This is a genomic window from Pseudomonas sp. MWU13-2517 (assembly GCF_023242545.1).
In the GTDB taxonomy this organism is placed as follows: domain Bacteria; phylum Pseudomonadota; class Gammaproteobacteria; order Pseudomonadales; family Pseudomonadaceae; genus Aquipseudomonas.
In genome coordinates this window covers 1-16662 of sequence record NZ_JALMFA010000008.1, presented here as the reverse complement: position 1 = coordinate 16662, position 16662 = coordinate 1, and the positions used below count along the sequence as shown (strand labels likewise).

Here is a 16662-nt window from a genome sequence, read left to right as displayed (position 1 = left end):
ATAAAGCCGGAGACTGCTGCGCAGTCAGCGGGAGCAAGCTCCCTCGCCACAGCAAGCGCCCTGGCTACAGCAAGCGGGGCGGGCCTCCTGTGGCGAGCAAGCTTGCTTGCGCTGGGGTGCGAAGCGCCCCTCATAAAGCCGGAGACTGCTGCGCAGTCAGCGGGAGCAAGCTCCCTCGCCACAGCATGCTGCCTGGCTACAGCGAGCTCTCTGGCCACAGCAAGCTCCTTGTCACAGCAAGCCCGTTTTCACAGTGAACCGTGCTCGCTTTAGAACGGAATTCATCACTTCTTTATGGTCATTTATGGAAAAGTCAACGTTTCGCAAAGTAGGGTTCGGCCTGGCATTGGCCGTCGCGGCGGCATTGGTCCTCTACACGCTGCAAGCGCCCGCCGACACCCCGCAATACCTCACCGCGCCCGCCGAGCGCGGTGATATTGAAAACGCCGTATTGGCCACCGGCATTCTGGAGGGCGTCAAGCAGGTTGACGTCGGTGCCCAGGTTTCCGGGCAGTTGAAGTCACTCAAGGTCAAGGTCGGCGACAAGGTCAAAAAGGGCCAGTGGCTCGCCGAAATCGACCCATTGATCCTGGAGAACACCCTGCGCAAAGCCCAGGTAGATGAAGAAAACCTCCAGGCCCAACGCCGGGCTACGGTGGCCCAGCTTAAACAGACCAGGTCGGTGTATGAGCGCTACAAAGGCTTGCAGATCGATGAGTCGGTGTCGCGCCAGGACTTCGAGAACGCCGAGTCGAACTTCCAGGTGCAGCAGGCCAACCTGGTGGCGCTGGATGCGCAGATCAAAAGCGCGCACATCCAGATCGATACCGCCAAGGTCAACCTGGCCTACACCCGCATCGTTGCGCCCATCGATGGTGACGTGGTGGGCATCGTCACCCAGGAGGGCCAGACCGTGATCGCCAACCAGCTGGCGCCGGTACTGCTCAAGCTGGCGGACCTGGACACCATGACCGTCAAGGCTCAGGTGTCGGAGGCCGACGTGATCCATATCAGCCCCGGCCAGCCGGTGTATTTCACCATCCTCGGTGAGCCGGACAAGCGCTACTACGCCAAGTTGCGCGGCACGGAACCGGCGCCGCAGAACTTCCTGGAAACCCAGGCCGCGGGGACGCCGAAGCAGAACACGGCGGTGTTCTACAACGCGCTGTTCGAGGTGCCCAACCCTGACCATCGCCTGCGTATTTCCATGACCGCCCAGGTGCGCGTCGTGCTCGACACCGCCCAGGCCGCGCTGGTGGTCCCGGTAGCCGCGCTTGGTGCGCGCAACGACGATGGCCGCTACACGCTGCGTGTGCTGGATGCCAAGGGCAAGGCGGTGCCCCGCGACGTGAAGATCGGCATCAATAACAACGTCAAGGTGCAGGTCCTGGAGGGCCTGGCCGAGGGCGATAAAGTGGTGATCGGCGATGCAACCCCTGCCGTGGCGGGGAGCTGACGCATGATCCAGCCACTGTTGGAGCTCAAAGGCATCACTCGCAGTTTCATGGCCGGCGAGCGTGAATTCATTGCGCTCAAGGGGATCGATCTGACGATCCAGGCCGGGGAAATGGTCGCGATCATCGGCGCCTCGGGGTCGGGTAAATCCACGTTGATGAACATCCTCGGCGGGCTGGATTACGCCACGGCCGGCAGCTACAAAATCAACGGCATCGAAACCCGTTCCCTGGGCGATGAACAACTGGCGGAACTGCGTCGGGACTACTTCGGTTTTATCTTCCAGCGCTACCACTTGCTGGCGCATCTGAGTGCCTTGCACAACGTGGAAATGCCGGCGATCTACGCCGGTACAGCGCAAACCGCACGGCATAGCCGGGCCCGGGAGTTGCTGGCGCGGCTGGGGCTGTCGGGGCACATCAGCCACCGGCCGAGTCAGTTGTCGGGCGGGCAACAGCAACGGGTGAGTATCGCGCGGGCCTTGATGAATGGCGGCGAGGTGATCCTCGCCGACGAGCCCACCGGGGCACTCGACAGCCACAGCGGCAAAGAGGTGATGCGTATCCTCGCTGAACTGCACGCGGCCGGGCACACGGTGATAATCGTCACCCACGACCCCAAGGTCGCCGCGAACGCCCAGCGTATCGTCGAAGTCTGTGACGGCGAAATCGTCAGCGACAAGGCCAACGACAGTGTCGGCCTGGAGCTGCCCGGTGAAGCCCCCATTGAACCCAGGCGCAGTGGCGCTCGCCGGTTGGTGGCGAGCCTGGGGCTGTTCAAGGAAGCGTTCAACATGGCCTGGGTCGCGCTGATTTCCCATCGCATGCGCACCTTGTTGACCATGCTCGGGATCGTCATCGGGATTACGTCGGTGGTGTCGATTTCGGCTATCGGCGAGGGCGCCAAACGCTATGTGCTCAAGGACATCCAGGCCATCGGCAGTAACACCATCGACATCTTTTCCGGCACCAGTTTTGGTGACAGCCGTGCGTCGGCCATCGAGACCTTGATGCCTGCGGATGTGGAGGCGTTGAACCAGCTGTATTACGTCGACAGTGCCACACCGGTGGTGGGGCGCAACCTGTTGCTGCGCTTTCGCAATATCGACCTGGACGCGCAGGTCAATGGCGTGAGTGACCGCTATTTCAAGGTCAAAGGCCTGAAGCTGGAAGCCGGTATTGCGTTCAGCGAAAACGATGCGCGACGCCAGGCGCAAGTGGTGGTGATCGACCACAACACGCGCCACCGTTTATTCGGACCGAATGTCGACCCGCTGGGCCAGGTGATCTTGGTGGGCAAGCTGCCGTGCACGGTGATCGGGGTGACCGCCGAGAATAAAAACATGTTCGCCGCCAACAATTCGCTGAACGTGTGGGTGCCTTACGAAACGGCGGCGGGGCGCCTGTTGGGCCAGCGTCATCTGGACAGCATCACCGTGCGCATCAAGGATGGCCAGCCGAGCAAGGTGGTGGAAGACAACGTCAATAAACTCATGCTGCAACGCCACGGCACCAAGGACTTCTTCACCAACAACCTCGACAGCATCATGCAGACGGTGCAGAAAACCAGCCGCTCACTGGCGCTGTTGTTGTCGTTGATCGCCGTCATTTCGTTACTGGTGGGTGGCATCGGGGTGATGAACATCATGCTGGTGTCCGTCACCGAACGTACCCGCGAGATCGGCATTCGCATGGCCGTGGGTGCTCGACAGTCGGATATCCGCCAGCAATTTCTGGTAGAGGCGGTGATGGTGTGCCTGATCGGCGGCGTGATCGGGATTTCACTGTCCTACGCCATCGGCTATCTGTTTTCACTGTTTGTGAAGGAGTGGGAGATGGTGTTCTCCCTGGGCTCGATCGTCACCGCGTTTGCCTGTTCGACGTTGATCGGCATTGTGTTTGGGTTTGTGCCGGCGCGGAATGCAGCGCGGCTGGACCCGATTGAAGCGTTGGCCCGGGACTGATGGATGATGGTGGGAGAGGCCATGCACCTCCCACCGTTCCATGGGCGTTCGCTTACAGGTCTGGCGTATCCTCGGTGGCGTACATCCAGCGCAACAACGAATGCCGCCCACTGATCCCCAGCTTGATCGCCGCTCGCTTAAGGTAGCTCTCGATGGTGTTGACCTTCAGCGCCAATTGCTCCGCCAACTCCGGTGCGGTGCGCCCGGCCAGCAGGCCGACACAGACTTCCAGTTCCCGTTTGGACAAGGTCAGCCCCGACTGCTCAAGGCGCTCTTGAATGCGCAGGCGCAAGGTTTCGATGCCTTGGTTGTCCGGCACCAGCGGGTCGCTGTCCTGGCGGTAGGGCTGGATTGCGATGATGTGGTTTTCCACCATCGGCAGCAGCAGGGTGGAAAAGTCCCGCAACATGCTGCGTTCCTGCGGTGAGAAGCTTTTGGACTGATGGGAGCGATACACCGACAGCACGTAACGCAGGTTGTCCTTGCGGCGCGTGAGGTGTAACTGGGTGGCGGGTTGTTCGGGGTCCAGGGCCACTACCGAATCGGTGTAGACCGGGTTGATCCCGCGGCCGGCTTGCCCGGTGCAACTGACCTGTAATTGCGTGATATGGGTGGCATCCACAGACAGCTGGGTGAGGATGAGGTCATGCAGCAAGCGTGGGAAATGGCGACTGCCGGTGCTGGCGATGACTTTGCCTATATGGGGGAACAGGTGTGAGTTCATCAAATTCGTCCATGAATTTCAGATACGGATATTCAGCCTTATAAAGGCGGGTATCAGACGGTAGCCGATGTGAGTAACTGGCAATGATAATGCTTCCCGTCGGCACGTATGCTAGTACAGCCTGGCGACAGGATGGGGATCCAATCCGTAAAAAATCAGATAAAAAGGCACAACGGCGGTCGGACCAGTCCGACCACCGTTGTGGGAAAGGATAACGCCAAGCTTGGACTTATCTCACCGCATGCTCGGCAAGCGAGGCGCGGCGTGTCGCCTCGCGCGTGCATTTGGCCAGGGCTTGTTGCACGTCGGCCAATAGATCGGCGACATCCTCAAGCCCCACCGACAAACGCACCAGGCCTTCACTGATGCCGTGGTGCGCGCGTTCTTCCGGAGTGTAGGTGGAGTGGGTCATGCTCGCGGGATGCTGGGCCAGTGATTCCGCATCGCCCAGGCTGACCGCGCGGGTGAACAGCTTGAGTGCGTTCATGAAACGCCGACCGGTCTCAATCCCGCCCTTGAGTTCAAAAGCGATCATGCCGCCCGCCATTTTCATCTGGCGCGCCGCCAATTCGTACTGCGGGAAAGAACGCAGCCCGGGGTAAGTCACCCATTGCACAGCGGGGTGCGCCTGCAAGGCTTCGGCCACCGTCTGGGCACTGCTGCAATGGCGTTCCATGCGCAGGGCCAGGGTCTTGAGGCCCCGCATCAACAGGGACGCATCCTGCGGCGACATCACTGCGCCGGTCAGATCCTTGAGCCCTTGCAGGCGAATGCGTTGCGCCAGGGCGTGGCTGCTCACCGCGATGCCTGCGGTGATGTCGCCATGCCCACTGAGGTATTTGGTGGCCGAATGCACCACCACATCGGCGCCCAACTCCAGGGGGCGTTGCAGGTAGGGCGTGCAGTAGGTGTTGTCGACCACTACGGTGACATTCGGTTGTTGATGGGCGAGTTGCGCCACGGCGGCGATATCGACCAATTGCAGGGTGGGGTTGGCCGGGGTTTCGCAGTAGATCATGCGGGTGGCGGGGGAGAGTGCGGCGCGAAGGGCGGCCAGGTCGGTAAGGTCGACGTGCCGCACCTTGATACCGAACTCGCCGATGCCGTGGTGCAGCAGGGCGAAGGTGCAGCCGTAGAGGGTTTGACTGACGATGATTTCGTCGCCGGGGCGCAGCAGGGTCCAGAACGTTGCGGCAATCGCGCCCATGCCGGAGCTGAACGCCACTGCGGCCTCGCCGTTTTCCAGGGTCGCCATGCGCGACTCCAGCAGGGCCAGGGTGGGGTTGGAAATACGCGTATAGAAGTGACCGCTCGCTTCGCCGGCGAAACAAGCGGCACCGTATTCGGCGGTGGGGAAGGCGAATGTGGCCGACAGGTAGATCGGCGGCACCAGGGCACCATGGTGGTCCTTGGGGTCATAACCGTGGTGGATGGCGCGGGTGGAAAAGCCGAATGCATTGTGTTTATTGTTCATCTCGGGCGCTCCTTGTTTCCTACAATGCTATGCTCATAACCGCAGATGAACGTTGCCAAATTTGCCGCCAAGTCCCGCGTCAAGGGATGAAAAACCTATAAAAATAATGATTCGAGGCACGTTATGCCCATCAGTCTGGATCGTACCGACAAAGCCCTTTTAAACGCATTGCAGGGCAATGCGCGCCTGACCGTTGCCGAACTGGCCGACCGGGTTGCCCTGACCACTTCGCCCTGTTGGCGGCGGGTCAGGAACCTGGAAGACAGCGGCGTGATCAGCGGCTACCAGGCGATCTTGTCGCCCAAGGCTCTGGGGTATGGGGTGACGGCGTTTGTCAGCATCATGATGGAGAGCCACACCCAGGACATTGCCCGGGCGTTCGAGAAACGGCTGTTGGACATTCCGGAGATCGTGGCGTGCCACAACGTGTCGGGGCGCTATGACTTTCTACTGGAAGTCGTGGCCAAGGACCTGGAATCGTTCGGCGAGTTTGCCCGGGAGGTCTTGCAGACCCTGCCCTGTGTCAAAGAGATCTATTCGAGCTTTTCCTACAAGTCGGTCAGGCCGTTGCGCGTGATTCCATTGCCCGGTTGATCAGAGCGCTATGCGCACCTGGGCACACAACCCGCCGCCGACACGATTGCTCAGCGTCAGTGAGCCGCCAATCGCCACCGCCAATTGCTGCGCAATCGCCAACCCCAACCCGGTGCCACCGGTGCCACGGTTGCGTGAGCTTTCTACCCGGTAAAACGGCTGCATCACTTGCATCAGCTCCTCGTGGGCAATGCCGGGGCCGCGGTCCAGCACCTTGATCGACAATTGCCCGTCGGCGGTCGAACTCACCTCCAACTCGGCGTTGCCGGCGAATTTCAGGGCATTGTCCACCAGGTTCACCAGCACCCGGCGCAGGGCGTGGGGGCGGGTGTCCAGCACCACCGCACTTTTACCGGTGAGGCTGACGTTTTTATGCATGTCCTGATAGTCAAAGACCAGGCTGTCCAGGAACGCATCCAGGTCGATGCGGTGGCTGGCTTCGGTGGCGCCGTGGACGCTACGCGCATAGGCCACGCCTTCGCGTACCAGATGCTCCATTTCCCCCAGGTCGTTCCACAATTTGTCACGATCGGCGGAGTCTTCCATGAACTCGGCGCGCAGCTTCATGCGGGTAATCGGCGTTTGCAGGTCATGGGAAATCGCTGCGAGGATCTGCATGCGTTCCTTGAGGTATTCGGCGATGCGTTTTTGCATTTCATTGAACGCCGCGGCGGCGTGGGCCACTTCGGTGGGGCCTTTTTCGTCCAGGGGCGTGGGGTGGGCGTTCGGGTCGAGGGTTTCTACGGCGCGGGCCAGGCGGGTCAGCGGGCGGATGGCCAGGCGCACGGCGATCCAGGTGCAGCCGAGCAGTAGCGCCAGTTGCAACACCAGCACCACCGGTAGCCAGTAGGCAACGGGCAGGGCGGCTGGGCGTACGTCAATAGTGATCGGGTTGCCGTCAGCCAGGGTCACGTGCGCCTGGAAGTGTTTTTGCAGGCCGGGGATGTCGCGAAAGGTCAGCGCATACCGTTCGCCCAGGGCACTGGCGATTGATGTGGCGGCCATGGGCACATCGTCATTGTTCATGGGCTCGCCGGGCTCGCCGGCATTGAGCAGGTAGCGATAATTCTGCCGGTCGAGGCGTGGCAGCCACCCTGCGCGTTCGTTGGCGGGCAGGCGGTCGAGGATCGCCACCGAGGTGGACACATCATTTTCCAGGTTGCCGAGCATTGCGGTGCGGGCGCTGATGTAGCGCTCGTAGAACTGCGCGCTGAACGACAGGCCATGGGCGCACACCAGGCTGATCAAGAAGATCAGGGACAACTGCGATGCCAGCGTGCGCGGCCAACCCAACCGCCACTTCATGGCGCGGCCCCGAGGATTTCCACCGGCAGGGAAAACACATAGCCCTCGCTGCGCACGGTCTTGATGTAGGCCGGTTCACGGGCGTCATCCAGCAGGCGCTGGCGCAGGCGGCTGACCAGCAGGTCGATGGAACGGTCGAACAGGTCCGCGTCACGGCCTTGGGTAAGGTTCAGCAACTGGTCGCGGTTGAGCACACGCTGGGGGTGGTCGAGGAATACCCGCAATAACCGATATTCCGCACCGCTCAGGGCCACCAGGGTGTCGTCCTCATCCAGCAGGTGGCGGGCGGTGGTGTCCAGGCGCCAGCGTCCAAAACGAATCAAGCGCCCGGTTTCGCTGACGACCAGGTTGGGCGGCAACATCCGCGTACGGCGCAACACCGCGTTGATCCGCGCCAGCAACTCACGGGCGGCGAAGGGTTTGACCAGGTAATCATCGGCGCCCATTTCCAGGCCGATGATGCGGTCGGTTTCGTCGTTGCGCGCGGTGAGCATCAGCACCGGCGTGGCCTTGTGCTTACCCACCCGCAACTCGCGGCACAGCAGCAGGCCGTCGTCGCCGGGCATCATGATATCCAGCACGATCAGGTCCACCGGGGTGGTGTCGAGGAAGCTGCGCATCTGGCGGCCGTCGGCGACCACGGTGGTGCGCATGCCGTTTTTCTTCAGGTAATTGCCCACCAGCTCGCGGATCTCCCGGTCGTCATCGACGATCAGGATGTGATCGACATGCTCCATGCTGCGCTCCTCAAAAAATGTCATTGCCGCGCAGTCTAGCCATTGCGGGCGCGGTTGCCTTGTGCCCTTTGTATTGCACTGTATCTGGCGATAAGCAGATACACGGTGACGCAAAAAACAGCGACATTGTCGACGGTACGGCAGGCTTGCCAGGCATCACGCCTGACTATGCGCGCGCGGCCTTGTCCAGCAAGGTTTCGAATAGCCGTTGTGCCCGTGGCTCATCGGTATGCGCCACGTTGAAACGCATGGAGTCGCGGTTGGCCGGGTCATAACCGAACAGCGCGCCTGGCGCCAACACCATGCTGTGTTTCAGTGCCTCCTGGGCCAGTTGCTCACCGTTCACTCCCGCAGGCAAGCGCGCCCAGATAAACATCCCGCCCTCATAAGCCATTGGAAGTTCGCAGCCGCAGCGCTTGAGCCATTGCTCGACTCGCCCTCCGGCTTCCTGCAAGCGCTGCACCGTGCGCTTACGATGCTTGGCGTAGCTGCCTTCGCTGAGCATGCGGTACACAACGTGCTCGAACAGCTCGGACGTCACGCCGCCGCTCATCAACTTCATATGGGTCAGGTTGGCAGCCAGTTGCGCAGCAGCCACCACGTAGCTGACACGGGTGTTGGCGCTGAGGATTTTCGAGAACCCTGACAGGTAGGTGACCTGATCCAGCCCGGCCAGGGCCGCCAGGCGCGGGAGAGGGTTGGGATGCAGGTCGCCGTAAAGGTCGTCTTCGACGATATGGCAGCGGTACTGCTGGGTCAGTTGCAGCAGGCGAAACGCCTGGCTGGGGCTGAAGGAGTGTCCGGTGGGGTTTTGCAGCACGCTGGTGGTGAGGTACAGGCTGGGCCGGTGTTCGGCCAACAATTGTTCCAGTGCAGTGAAGTCGAAACCGTCGGGGCGACGCTGGATCGTCACCACTTTGACCCCGTGCAGGGCCAGGTTGGCGTGGAAGTTGAAGTAGCACGGCGCGTCCAGTAGCACGGTGTTGCCGGGGCGAACCAGCAGGCGCATGAGCATGTCCAGGCCCTGCACGGTGTTGGGGGTGGTGATGATCTGCTCCACCGGCACCGACAGACCTTCGGTGTGCAGCTTTTGCTGCAGGGCCTGGCGCAGCGGCAACAGGCCCGCCGGCGTGCCCAGCCCCGCAATACGCAGCGAGGGCGCGCGCACCACACTGCGCATGGCCTGGCGGATGGCTTCGGTATTCAACCAGTCTTCCGGTAAATGCCCGCTGCCGAGGCGCAGCTCGCTGCCGGCGTTTACCAATGGGCGTCGCAGCACGCTGAGCAAGTCCTGGGGCAACAGATCGACCCAGGCTACCGACGCCGGTCGGGCGGTCTCCATCGCGACGAAGTAGCCACGGCCCTGGCTGGACGTCAGCAGGTTGCGCCCACGCAGGCGGTCCAACGCCTCATTGAGGGTGAACTTGCTGACGCCCAGCACCTGGGTCAACTCACGCACCGACGGCAACTTGCTGCCGGGCGCCCACTCGCCGCCTTCGATGGCCTGGCTGAACGCCTCGACAATCTGCTGCACCTTCGGGATGCCTTCCACAAAGGCGATGGCGGATACGAACATGAACCTTCCTTGTGTTTGCCGGTTATTTTACCGGTGAAGTCAGGCCGGATTAGGCATCACTTTACCTGCCTTGCGCAATGGCGCCGCCCTAGACTGCGCGCCATTGAGTCACCGAAGGGAATCACGCCATGCACGACGAATTGACCAACCCCGCCGTACTGTTCTGCAACGGGTTGGCGCAACAGAAATACCAGAACGCTGAAAAAGGCTTGCACGCCGCCGACGAAGACGGCTGCACCCACTGGTACATCGACGGCAGTTTGTACGGCGAGATGGTCGAGGACTGGACCGAAGCACGTATTGCCAACCTGCAGGCGCAGATGACGGTCGCGGGTGTCACGCCGATCTATCGCAGTAACTTCAAGGCGCCGCTGGGCAGCGAGGTCGAGGCATTCCGTGGGGCCGCCGTGGAGTACGTGAAAAAAGAAATCGACATCGCCAGCCAACTGGGCGCGCCGTTAATCATCCACGGCGGCTGCCTGGTCGAACCTGACCGGCTACAGATGGCCAAGCAGATTGCCCTGGAGCGCTACCTCAGATCGGTGCAGGAATTAGCACGGTATGCCGAGGGCAAGGGCACGGACATCTACCTGGAAAGCCTGGCGCACTACGCCAATTACCGGATTTTCACCGATCAAGCGCAATACGCCTTGGTGGCTGAACGTCTGCAAATACAGCGCAATGTGTACTTCGTCCTTGGCGTCGGCTACCCCAACATCGACAGCGGTTTACTGGCGTACGTGCTGCGCCGATATCACCCTCTGATTAAAGGTATTTCTTTCGGCCCCCACGACGGTTATGCCGACGTGGTGCAAGCGATGGGTGAAACCCGCTGGAGGGGCCTGGTGACCCTCGAAGCCCACCACCGTTCACCCCATCAGGCATTGGCTGACCTGGCGGCGATGTACCTCGAATCCTTATGATCCTCCTTCAAGGCCCCGGACCATGACCAGTGCGTTAACGCTGTCTTCGTTTCTCTATTTTCTAGTGTTTTGCGCCGCCATGACCTTCAGCCCCGGCCCCATGACCTTGCTGCTGTTGAGCCTGGGTTTGCGGGACGGCCTGCGCCGTTCGATCCCGGCGCAGCTCGGCGCCAGTGTGGCGTACCTGATTTCGATCCTGATTTTTGCCGTGGGCTTTTCGCAGTTGATCAAGGGCAACCTTGTCATCACGCAGACCATCCAGTCCGTCGGCGTGGCCTACATTCTTTACCTGGCCTACAAACAGTGGACCAGCAGTGCGGGGACGATCGACCAGGGCGGCGCCATGGAAGGCTCACGCAGCCTGTTCGGCAAGGGCTTGTTGACCGGGTTTTCCAACCCCAAGACCCTCATCATGTTCAGCGCCGTGTTCCCGCAGTTTGCCGGAGCAGGGGAGCACAACTCTACGGCGGATATCGCGATCCTGGGCCTGACCTTCCTGCTGCTGCAGTTTGTCAGTGGTTGCGTGTATTGCTATTTCGGCCAACGCATCCGTTACGTGCTGGAAGAGCCCAGGCGGCGAGTGTTGTTGCAACGGTGCACTGCGGTGATGCTGGTGGGCGTTGCGTTGATGTTGGCGCGCGGGTTTTCGCACTGAAGTATTAGCCCATAAGCGGTAGTGGCGATTTGACGTCGCCCTGATAGACTCCAGGCACTTATCCTGGATTACACCCACACCATGCCAGCCGCCGGAGGAAAGGGACTTCCGCTAGCTTCGCGCCTATATAAATCCCGTGCACTGGGGCTGACGCTCGGTTTTGTGTGCGTTGCGTTCGCTATGTACCCCCTGCACCCGTCCTTCTGGGTATGGGCCTGGATGCTGATCAACGCTTTTGCCTGGCCGCACCTGGCCTATCAATGGTCGCGCCGTGCGAGCAATTCGCTGCGCAGTGAGCGACGCAACCTGCTGTTCGATTCCTTCTGCGGCGGCTTCTGGGTCGGCGCCATGCACTTCAACCCGTTGCCCAGCGTCACCACACTGTCGATGATGACCATGAACAACGTCGCCATCGGCGGGTTGCGTTTCATGCTCGCAGGCTGGGTGGCGCAAGCGCTGGGCATTGGTGCGTCCCTGCTGCTGTTCGCGCCGGCGTTCGTTGCCGTGACCAGCGAGGCCCAACTGTACGCCTGCCTGCCAATCCTCACGGTATACCCCGTGGCCCTGGGCTGGATCTGCTATCGCCAGGCCGTGACCCTGGCCCGGCACAAGCGTGAATTACTCGCCCTGAGCCGCACCGACAGCCTGTCCGGCCTGCTCAACCACGGCGCCTGGAAAGACCATCTCGAAATCGAGTTTCAACGTTGCCGCCGCGGCCCGGCCGGCGCAGCGATTGCCCTGATCGATATCGACCACTTCAAGACCATCAATGACACTTACGGCCATGTGACCGGTGACATCGTGCTGCGCCAACTGAGCAAAGTGCTGCGCCAGAACCTGCGCGCTACCGACCTGGCCGGGCGTTATGGCGGCGATGAGTTCTGCGTGATCCTGCCCGACATGCCACTCAGCCGTGCCACCGAAGTGATGGACGCCCTGCGTGCTCGCTTCAACGCCTTGGCATACGCCCAAGACCCGACCTTGCGCGCCAGCTTGAGTATTGGCCTGGCGCCGTATCAACCGACCCACGCCGATTCCACGAGTTGGCTCAATGACGCCGACCTGGCGTTGTACGAGGCCAAGAGCAGCGGGCGTAACCGCGTCAGCTCGGCCCTGGGGAGTTTGTTGCGATCGATTTAGTGGGGTAGGGTAGCGCAGCACCTCTCAACAAAAAACAAGGATCGGTTCATGCTTTTTACCTTCCCCCGTACCCTTCTGGCGGCGACGTTGGCCTTGTCCTTCGCCATGCCGGCCTACAGTGCCGAACCCCATAAACAGATCCAGGCGGATGCCGAACAGTACAAGGCCGAGGCGTTGAAGCTGTTGGAGCGTCTGGTGAATATCGATTCGGGCTCCGGCTACGAGCCGGGCCTGACCCAGGTACGTGATATTGCCGTTGATGAACTGAAACAGCTGGGTTTCAGCATTGAACGGGTGCCGGACAAAGCCGCCAACAATAGCCATGTGATCGCTACCCTCAAGGGTACCGGCAAGGCCAGGATCCTGCTGATGGCCCACATGGACACCGTGTTCAAGGAAGGCTCGGCCGCCGAGCGCCCGTTCCATATCAAGGACGGCCGCGCCTATGGCCCCGGCGTGATGGATGACAAGGGCGGCATCGTCGCCGGTATCTACGCGCTCAAAGTCCTGAAAAACCAGGGCTTCAAGGATTACGCGCAAATCACCTTCCTGCTCGACGCCAGCGAAGAAACCGGCTCTGAAGCGGCCTCCGAACTGATCCGCAAAACCGCGAAAGCCCACGACGTGACTTTGAACCTTGAGCCCGGCCGCCCAGCCGACGGCCTGGTGGTGTGGCGCAAAGGCAGCGCCACCGCCGTCGTTGAAGTCAAAGGCAAAGCCGCCCACGCCGGCGTCGCCCCGGAACTGGGCCGCAATGCCGCCATGGAGGCCGCGCACCAGATCCTGCAACTGGGCAAGCTGGGTGACGAAGAGAAGAAAACCACCATCAACTTCACGGTGCTCAAGGCCGGCGACCGCGTCAACGTCATCCCGGACCAAGCCACCGCCAAGGCCGACGTCCGCGCGGCGTTGCCGGAAGAGTTTGATCGTATCGAGAAAGACCTGGCGCGAGTCTCGGCCAACAAACTGATCCCCGACACCGAAGTCACCACCAGCCTGCACCGTGGTTTGCCACCCATGCCGCAGACACCGGAGTCGGACAAACTGGTGGCGATTGCCCAAGGGATCTACGGCGAGTTGGGCAAGACATTGACGATTGAAGGCAGCGGCGGCGCGGCCGATGCGAGCTTGTCGGCGGGTGTGGGCACGCCGACATTGGATGGGTTTGGGATTGTGGGCGGCAATATCCACACGCCGGAGGAATATGCGGAGGTGGAGAGTGTGGTACCGCGGGTTTATTTGCTGAGTCGGATGATTATGGAGCTTTCAAAGCGGTGACTTGGGTGGGGGCTTATCGATGATGATTACCCCCCTTTTTTTGTGGCGAGCGAGCTTGCTCGGTCGGGCTGCGCAGCAGCCCCCAAACACACAATGCCAATTCAACTGAAAACACCCGTCGCCATGCCTGGGGCCGCTTCGCGGCCCAGCGCGAGCAAGCTCGCTCGCCACAGGAGGCGGTGTCGCTTTGTAGGGCGGTGGTGTTGTTACCAAGTTAATGGGGCTTCGAGGCTGGCTTTTGAAGGTCGTCTTTCCAGCCCTCATTGGCCAGTCGATATATGTCGGCGAAGAAGCCACGGGGGCGACTATTTCTGTCTCGTCCCAAGCCATTTTTGAATATGTTTCCGGGTCGCCCTCAAAATATGAGCTGGAGTTAAAGTATTCAGTGTTCAGGGCGCAAAGTAAGTTTTCCATTAGCTTGTATCCGTGGTGTTAGTTGTAAGGATATAAGCAGTATTAAAGTATGAACGCTTCTCTATCTTTATTTTCGTTAAGGGCTGAAGTTGGTGAGTTCCTTCCCCTTGGTTTTCTCCCTGTCGTAAATATCAAAAATCCTTACGAAATAGCTTAAGCTGGCGTCGAAGATATCTGTTCGGATGAGGGGTGAAATAGCATTTGTTATTCGTTGGCGGGAAATAGATCATTCTCGGTTAATTTGTTTTTTAAGGTTGTTAAAATAAATAGGCAGGCGCGGCGGTGATGTTTATTAGGATTCAGTCCATTTGGTTCGGTAAGCTATTTGTTCGTTTATATCGTTCGTGAGGTCATTTTCTTCGTAGTCAAATATTCTTACGAGTTCTGCGTTTGGATCCCCAATTCTTACCTCGTAGGCGACCACTCCGCCTGACATTTGTGATGCCATTGCTGATGGGTATACATTGACTTTCGAACCTTTGCAGAGGAATTTTACATCGCTGAATTCTTTTCTCAATGAACCGAAGCATGTGTAAATGTCTATCTCAGTAAATGTCTTTTTTACTCCGTCAGAAAACTCTATTGAAAGGGTTGACGTTTTTCTTTCGCACTCAATAATCGCCTTTTCTCGAAGGGAGTTCCTGATTATGGATATTTCTAGCTTTTTCATTTTATTCCCTATTTTGGTTGATTGGTGAATAGCCCTTGTCTGTGCCGTTTTCATTAAGAAGTGTGGATCCTAAAATGTCTTTTGTGTCTATTCGCCTTGGTATGGCTATTTCTCGTTCCCTTTGATAATCGGATAATTTTCCTGGCTTTGTTGACGTCTCGTCCGTCTATTTTTTTAAAGTGTAAAGGTAGCCTTCCTCTAACCAAAAAATTGATCCGAATGTAATTGCTTCATCTATCGCCCAACTTCAAAAATCTCTTTCGGATGTCTATCGTCTCCACGCCAAACTCTTCCAGTAACACTGGAGGCAGGAAGTCCGGTCACAGGTGAGCACTCCTTTTTTGTGGCGAGCGAGTGGGCTTACTCGCCACAGAATTCGCGTCAGCTAAGGCAGAGTGTTATTTTGTACTTTCTAAGTAGTCCTAGTTAAATTTTTCATAGTCCTGCGCGCCTAGTGAAGCTAGCCATTTTTTAAAAAAGTCGATTTGGTCTTGTGGGTTGTTTGTAAGGTTTTCATCTTCATAGTCGAATAAGTGTACTATGTCATCGTTGGTGGCTTGTTTGCCTAGAGTCATTTCGTAGGCGACAAGGCCGGAGCTCATTTGAGATGCCATTCTTGAGGGTTTAACGTTTATCTTTGCGCCTTTGCATAGGAAAGTTATGTTAGGAAAGTCTGCTCTAACTTTTGCAAGACAAATATATATATCTCTTCCTTCGTAAACTTTTTTGAAGTTGTCGGCTTCTGAAAAAGTCATTGTCAAGTCTTTAACGCTGTATTTTACAGTTACCTCTGTTTTTTGGTTGTTGATTATTGCGCTTATTTTTTGTGTTTTCATTTTTTGTTCCTGTTCGGGTTTAGGATTGAGTACCCTACATAGCTTCCGTCTGCCTTAATTGGCGTCACACCTATGATGTCCTCTGGTTCTATCTTGTGGTGAATGGCGAATTCTCTCTCTTTTTTGTAAGGTGCCTGATCACCCAGTTCCGTATTTATATCATGTCCCTCGATACTCCTAAGAATGTATAAGTAACCTTTTTTCATTTCGTAACTAGTGGCAAAGTCGATTCCCACCGAGCGGAGTGGTGAAGTGCTAATGAAATTACTTGGCGGATCATCACTATCGACCGCGTGTAAGTATAAGTCCTCGCTATCGCCTTTACTTTTAAATCCATTTTTAAAAACCTTGTTCGGAGGGATTTTGTCCCCACGGAAAAGATATTCTTCTTCGCTTGGAACTGGTGGTCCAGGTTCTGATTTCTCAATCGATGCTTGTACTGAGGGGTCATCAGCGGTGTGTGTTGGCCTGCACCCATCCCCACCAGGGCAAGTACTCAATCCCAGCGGATCCACCCACCCTGTAGGATTAGGCACGTACTGGTACGCGTTGATCCCGCCGGCCAGCCTCACCGGATCCGGCGTCAGGTACCGACCAATATCCGGATTGTAGTAGCGATGGCGATTGTAGTGCAGCCCACTCTCCGCATCGTAGTACTGGCCTTGGAAACGCAACGGATTGTCGATTTTGCCGACATCAAGACGTGCGACTTCTCCGTAGGCACGGTAGTGCGCGGACCACACGATTTCGCCGTCAGGTGTCGTGAGTTCCTGCGGCGTGCCGAGATGGTCGAGTTGGTAGTGGTAGGGTTTTGTGTCTTTCGGGCCAAAACCTTCCAGCATTGCGAGCGGGCGAAAGGTGCCAGCTTCATAGACATAACTGCGATGGCGCTCCGCATGATGCTCGGCAATCAGCTTA

The 16662-nt window shown here is 58.6% G+C and carries 15 protein-coding genes; 7 read left to right on the top strand and 8 right to left on the bottom strand.

The genetic code is table 11. From position 1 onward, the window contains the following. Positions 1-304 precede the first annotated feature (304 nt). Both macA and M5B97_RS13000 read left to right on the top strand, forming a co-directional pair. Positions 305-1456, top strand: a complete 1152-nt coding sequence (gene macA / locus M5B97_RS13005) for a macrolide transporter subunit MacA (RefSeq protein WP_248731656.1) — start codon at positions 305-307, stop codon at positions 1454-1456. Between the two features lie 3 nt (positions 1457-1459). Then, positions 1460-3418 carry a MacB family efflux pump subunit gene (locus M5B97_RS13000; protein WP_248731655.1) on the top strand — a complete coding sequence of 653 codons (1959 nt, stop codon included), beginning with the start codon at positions 1460-1462 and terminating at the stop codon, positions 3416-3418. A gap of 52 nt (positions 3419-3470) precedes the next feature. Here M5B97_RS13000 and M5B97_RS12995 read toward each other — a convergent pair whose 3' ends face one another. Together M5B97_RS12995 and M5B97_RS12990 are read right to left on the bottom strand one after the other, a co-directional pair. Further along, positions 3471-4142 (bottom strand): LuxR C-terminal-related transcriptional regulator, encoded by a 672-nt coding sequence (locus M5B97_RS12995; protein WP_248731654.1) that lies wholly within the window; start codon positions 4140-4142, stop codon positions 3471-3473. 229 nt (positions 4143-4371) lie between these two features. Next, the gene (locus tag M5B97_RS12990) at positions 4372-5616 is read right to left on the bottom strand and encodes a methionine gamma-lyase (RefSeq protein WP_248731653.1); all 1245 of its coding nucleotides are present in this window, start codon (positions 5614-5616) and stop codon (positions 4372-4374) included. 123 nt (positions 5617-5739) lie between these two features. On the opposite strand from M5B97_RS12990, the gene M5B97_RS12985 reads away from it, so the two are divergent. Then, complete coding sequence (locus M5B97_RS12985) at positions 5740-6210, top strand: Lrp/AsnC family transcriptional regulator (RefSeq protein ID WP_123714408.1); 471 nt, start codon at positions 5740-5742, stop codon at positions 6208-6210. On the opposite strand, the gene M5B97_RS12980 is transcribed toward M5B97_RS12985, so the two are convergent. The 3 genes from M5B97_RS12980 to M5B97_RS12970 form a co-directional block, all read right to left on the bottom strand. Next, entirely contained in the window at positions 6211-7515 is a 1305-nt protein-coding gene (locus M5B97_RS12980) for an ATP-binding protein (RefSeq protein ID WP_248731652.1), read from the bottom strand. Continuing rightward, complete coding sequence (locus M5B97_RS12975) at positions 7512-8252, bottom strand: response regulator (protein ID WP_060755575.1); 741 nt, start codon at positions 8250-8252, stop codon at positions 7512-7514. The genes M5B97_RS12980 and M5B97_RS12975 overlap by 4 nt, the downstream gene beginning before the upstream one ends. Positions 8253-8418: 166 nt before the next feature. Beyond that, positions 8419-9828 carry a PLP-dependent aminotransferase family protein gene (locus tag M5B97_RS12970; RefSeq protein WP_248731651.1) on the bottom strand — a complete coding sequence of 470 codons (1410 nt, stop codon included), beginning with the start codon at positions 9826-9828 and terminating at the stop codon, positions 8419-8421. A gap of 128 nt (positions 9829-9956) precedes the next feature. On the opposite strand from M5B97_RS12970, the gene M5B97_RS12965 reads away from it, so the two are divergent. From M5B97_RS12965 to M5B97_RS12950, 4 genes are all read left to right on the top strand, one after another. Then, positions 9957-10751 (top strand): TIM barrel protein, encoded by a 795-nt coding sequence (locus tag M5B97_RS12965; RefSeq protein ID WP_248731650.1) that lies wholly within the window; start codon positions 9957-9959, stop codon positions 10749-10751. Positions 10752-10773: 22 nt separating this feature from the next. Then, complete coding sequence (locus M5B97_RS12960) at positions 10774-11406, top strand: LysE family translocator (RefSeq protein ID WP_134657611.1); 633 nt, start codon at positions 10774-10776, stop codon at positions 11404-11406. Between the two features lie 81 nt (positions 11407-11487). Then, positions 11488-12546, top strand: a complete 1059-nt coding sequence (locus M5B97_RS12955; RefSeq protein WP_248731649.1) for a diguanylate cyclase — start codon at positions 11488-11490, stop codon at positions 12544-12546. Positions 12547-12594: 48 nt separating this feature from the next. Further along, positions 12595-13824, top strand: coding sequence for a M20/M25/M40 family metallo-hydrolase (locus M5B97_RS12950; protein WP_248731648.1), 1230 nt, complete (start codon positions 12595-12597; stop codon positions 13822-13824). 706 nt (positions 13825-14530) lie between these two features. Here the strand turns inward: M5B97_RS12950 and M5B97_RS12945 are convergent. The 3 genes from M5B97_RS12945 to M5B97_RS12935 all read right to left on the bottom strand — a co-directional run. After that, entirely contained in the window at positions 14531-14908 is a 378-nt protein-coding gene (locus M5B97_RS12945; protein WP_248731647.1) for a hypothetical protein, read from the bottom strand. Positions 14909-15330: 422 nt separating this feature from the next. Then, positions 15331-15744: a hypothetical protein gene (locus M5B97_RS12940; RefSeq protein ID WP_248731646.1), complete on the bottom strand. Its 414-nt coding sequence runs from the start codon at positions 15742-15744 to the stop codon at positions 15331-15333. Continuing rightward, on the bottom strand, positions 15741-16662 hold a 922-nt coding region (locus tag M5B97_RS12935), incomplete at its 5' end, for an RHS repeat-associated core domain-containing protein (RefSeq protein ID WP_248731645.1). The genes M5B97_RS12935 and M5B97_RS12940, both read right to left, overlap by 4 nt.

Coding starts and splice junctions, on each gene's coding strand:
- M5B97_RS12965 (WP_248731650.1), top strand. CDS start 9,957: ATGCACGACGAATTGACCAACCCCGCCGTACTGTTCTGCAACGGGTTG.
- M5B97_RS13000 (WP_248731655.1), top strand. CDS start 1,460: ATGATCCAGCCACTGTTGGAGCTCAAAGGCATCACTCGCAGTTTCATG.
- M5B97_RS12990 (WP_248731653.1), bottom strand. CDS start 5,616: ATGAACAATAAACACAATGCATTCGGCTTTTCCACCCGCGCCATCCAC.
- M5B97_RS12940 (WP_248731646.1), bottom strand. CDS start 15,744: ATGAAAACACAAAAAATAAGCGCAATAATCAACAACCAAAAAACAGAG.
- M5B97_RS12995 (WP_248731654.1), bottom strand. CDS start 4,142: ATGAACTCACACCTGTTCCCCCATATAGGCAAAGTCATCGCCAGCACC.
- M5B97_RS12960 (WP_134657611.1), top strand. CDS start 10,774: ATGACCAGTGCGTTAACGCTGTCTTCGTTTCTCTATTTTCTAGTGTTT.
- M5B97_RS12975 (WP_060755575.1), bottom strand. CDS start 8,252: ATGGAGCATGTCGATCACATCCTGATCGTCGATGACGACCGGGAGATC.
- M5B97_RS12980 (WP_248731652.1), bottom strand. CDS start 7,515: ATGAAGTGGCGGTTGGGTTGGCCGCGCACGCTGGCATCGCAGTTGTCC.
- M5B97_RS12970 (WP_248731651.1), bottom strand. CDS start 9,828: ATGTTCGTATCCGCCATCGCCTTTGTGGAAGGCATCCCGAAGGTGCAG.
- M5B97_RS12985 (WP_123714408.1), top strand. CDS start 5,740: ATGCCCATCAGTCTGGATCGTACCGACAAAGCCCTTTTAAACGCATTG.
- M5B97_RS12945 (WP_248731647.1), bottom strand. CDS start 14,908: ATGAAAAAGCTAGAAATATCCATAATCAGGAACTCCCTTCGAGAAAAG.
- macA (WP_248731656.1), top strand. CDS start 305: ATGGAAAAGTCAACGTTTCGCAAAGTAGGGTTCGGCCTGGCATTGGCC.
- M5B97_RS12955 (WP_248731649.1), top strand. CDS start 11,488: ATGCCAGCCGCCGGAGGAAAGGGACTTCCGCTAGCTTCGCGCCTATAT.
- M5B97_RS12950 (WP_248731648.1), top strand. CDS start 12,595: ATGCTTTTTACCTTCCCCCGTACCCTTCTGGCGGCGACGTTGGCCTTG.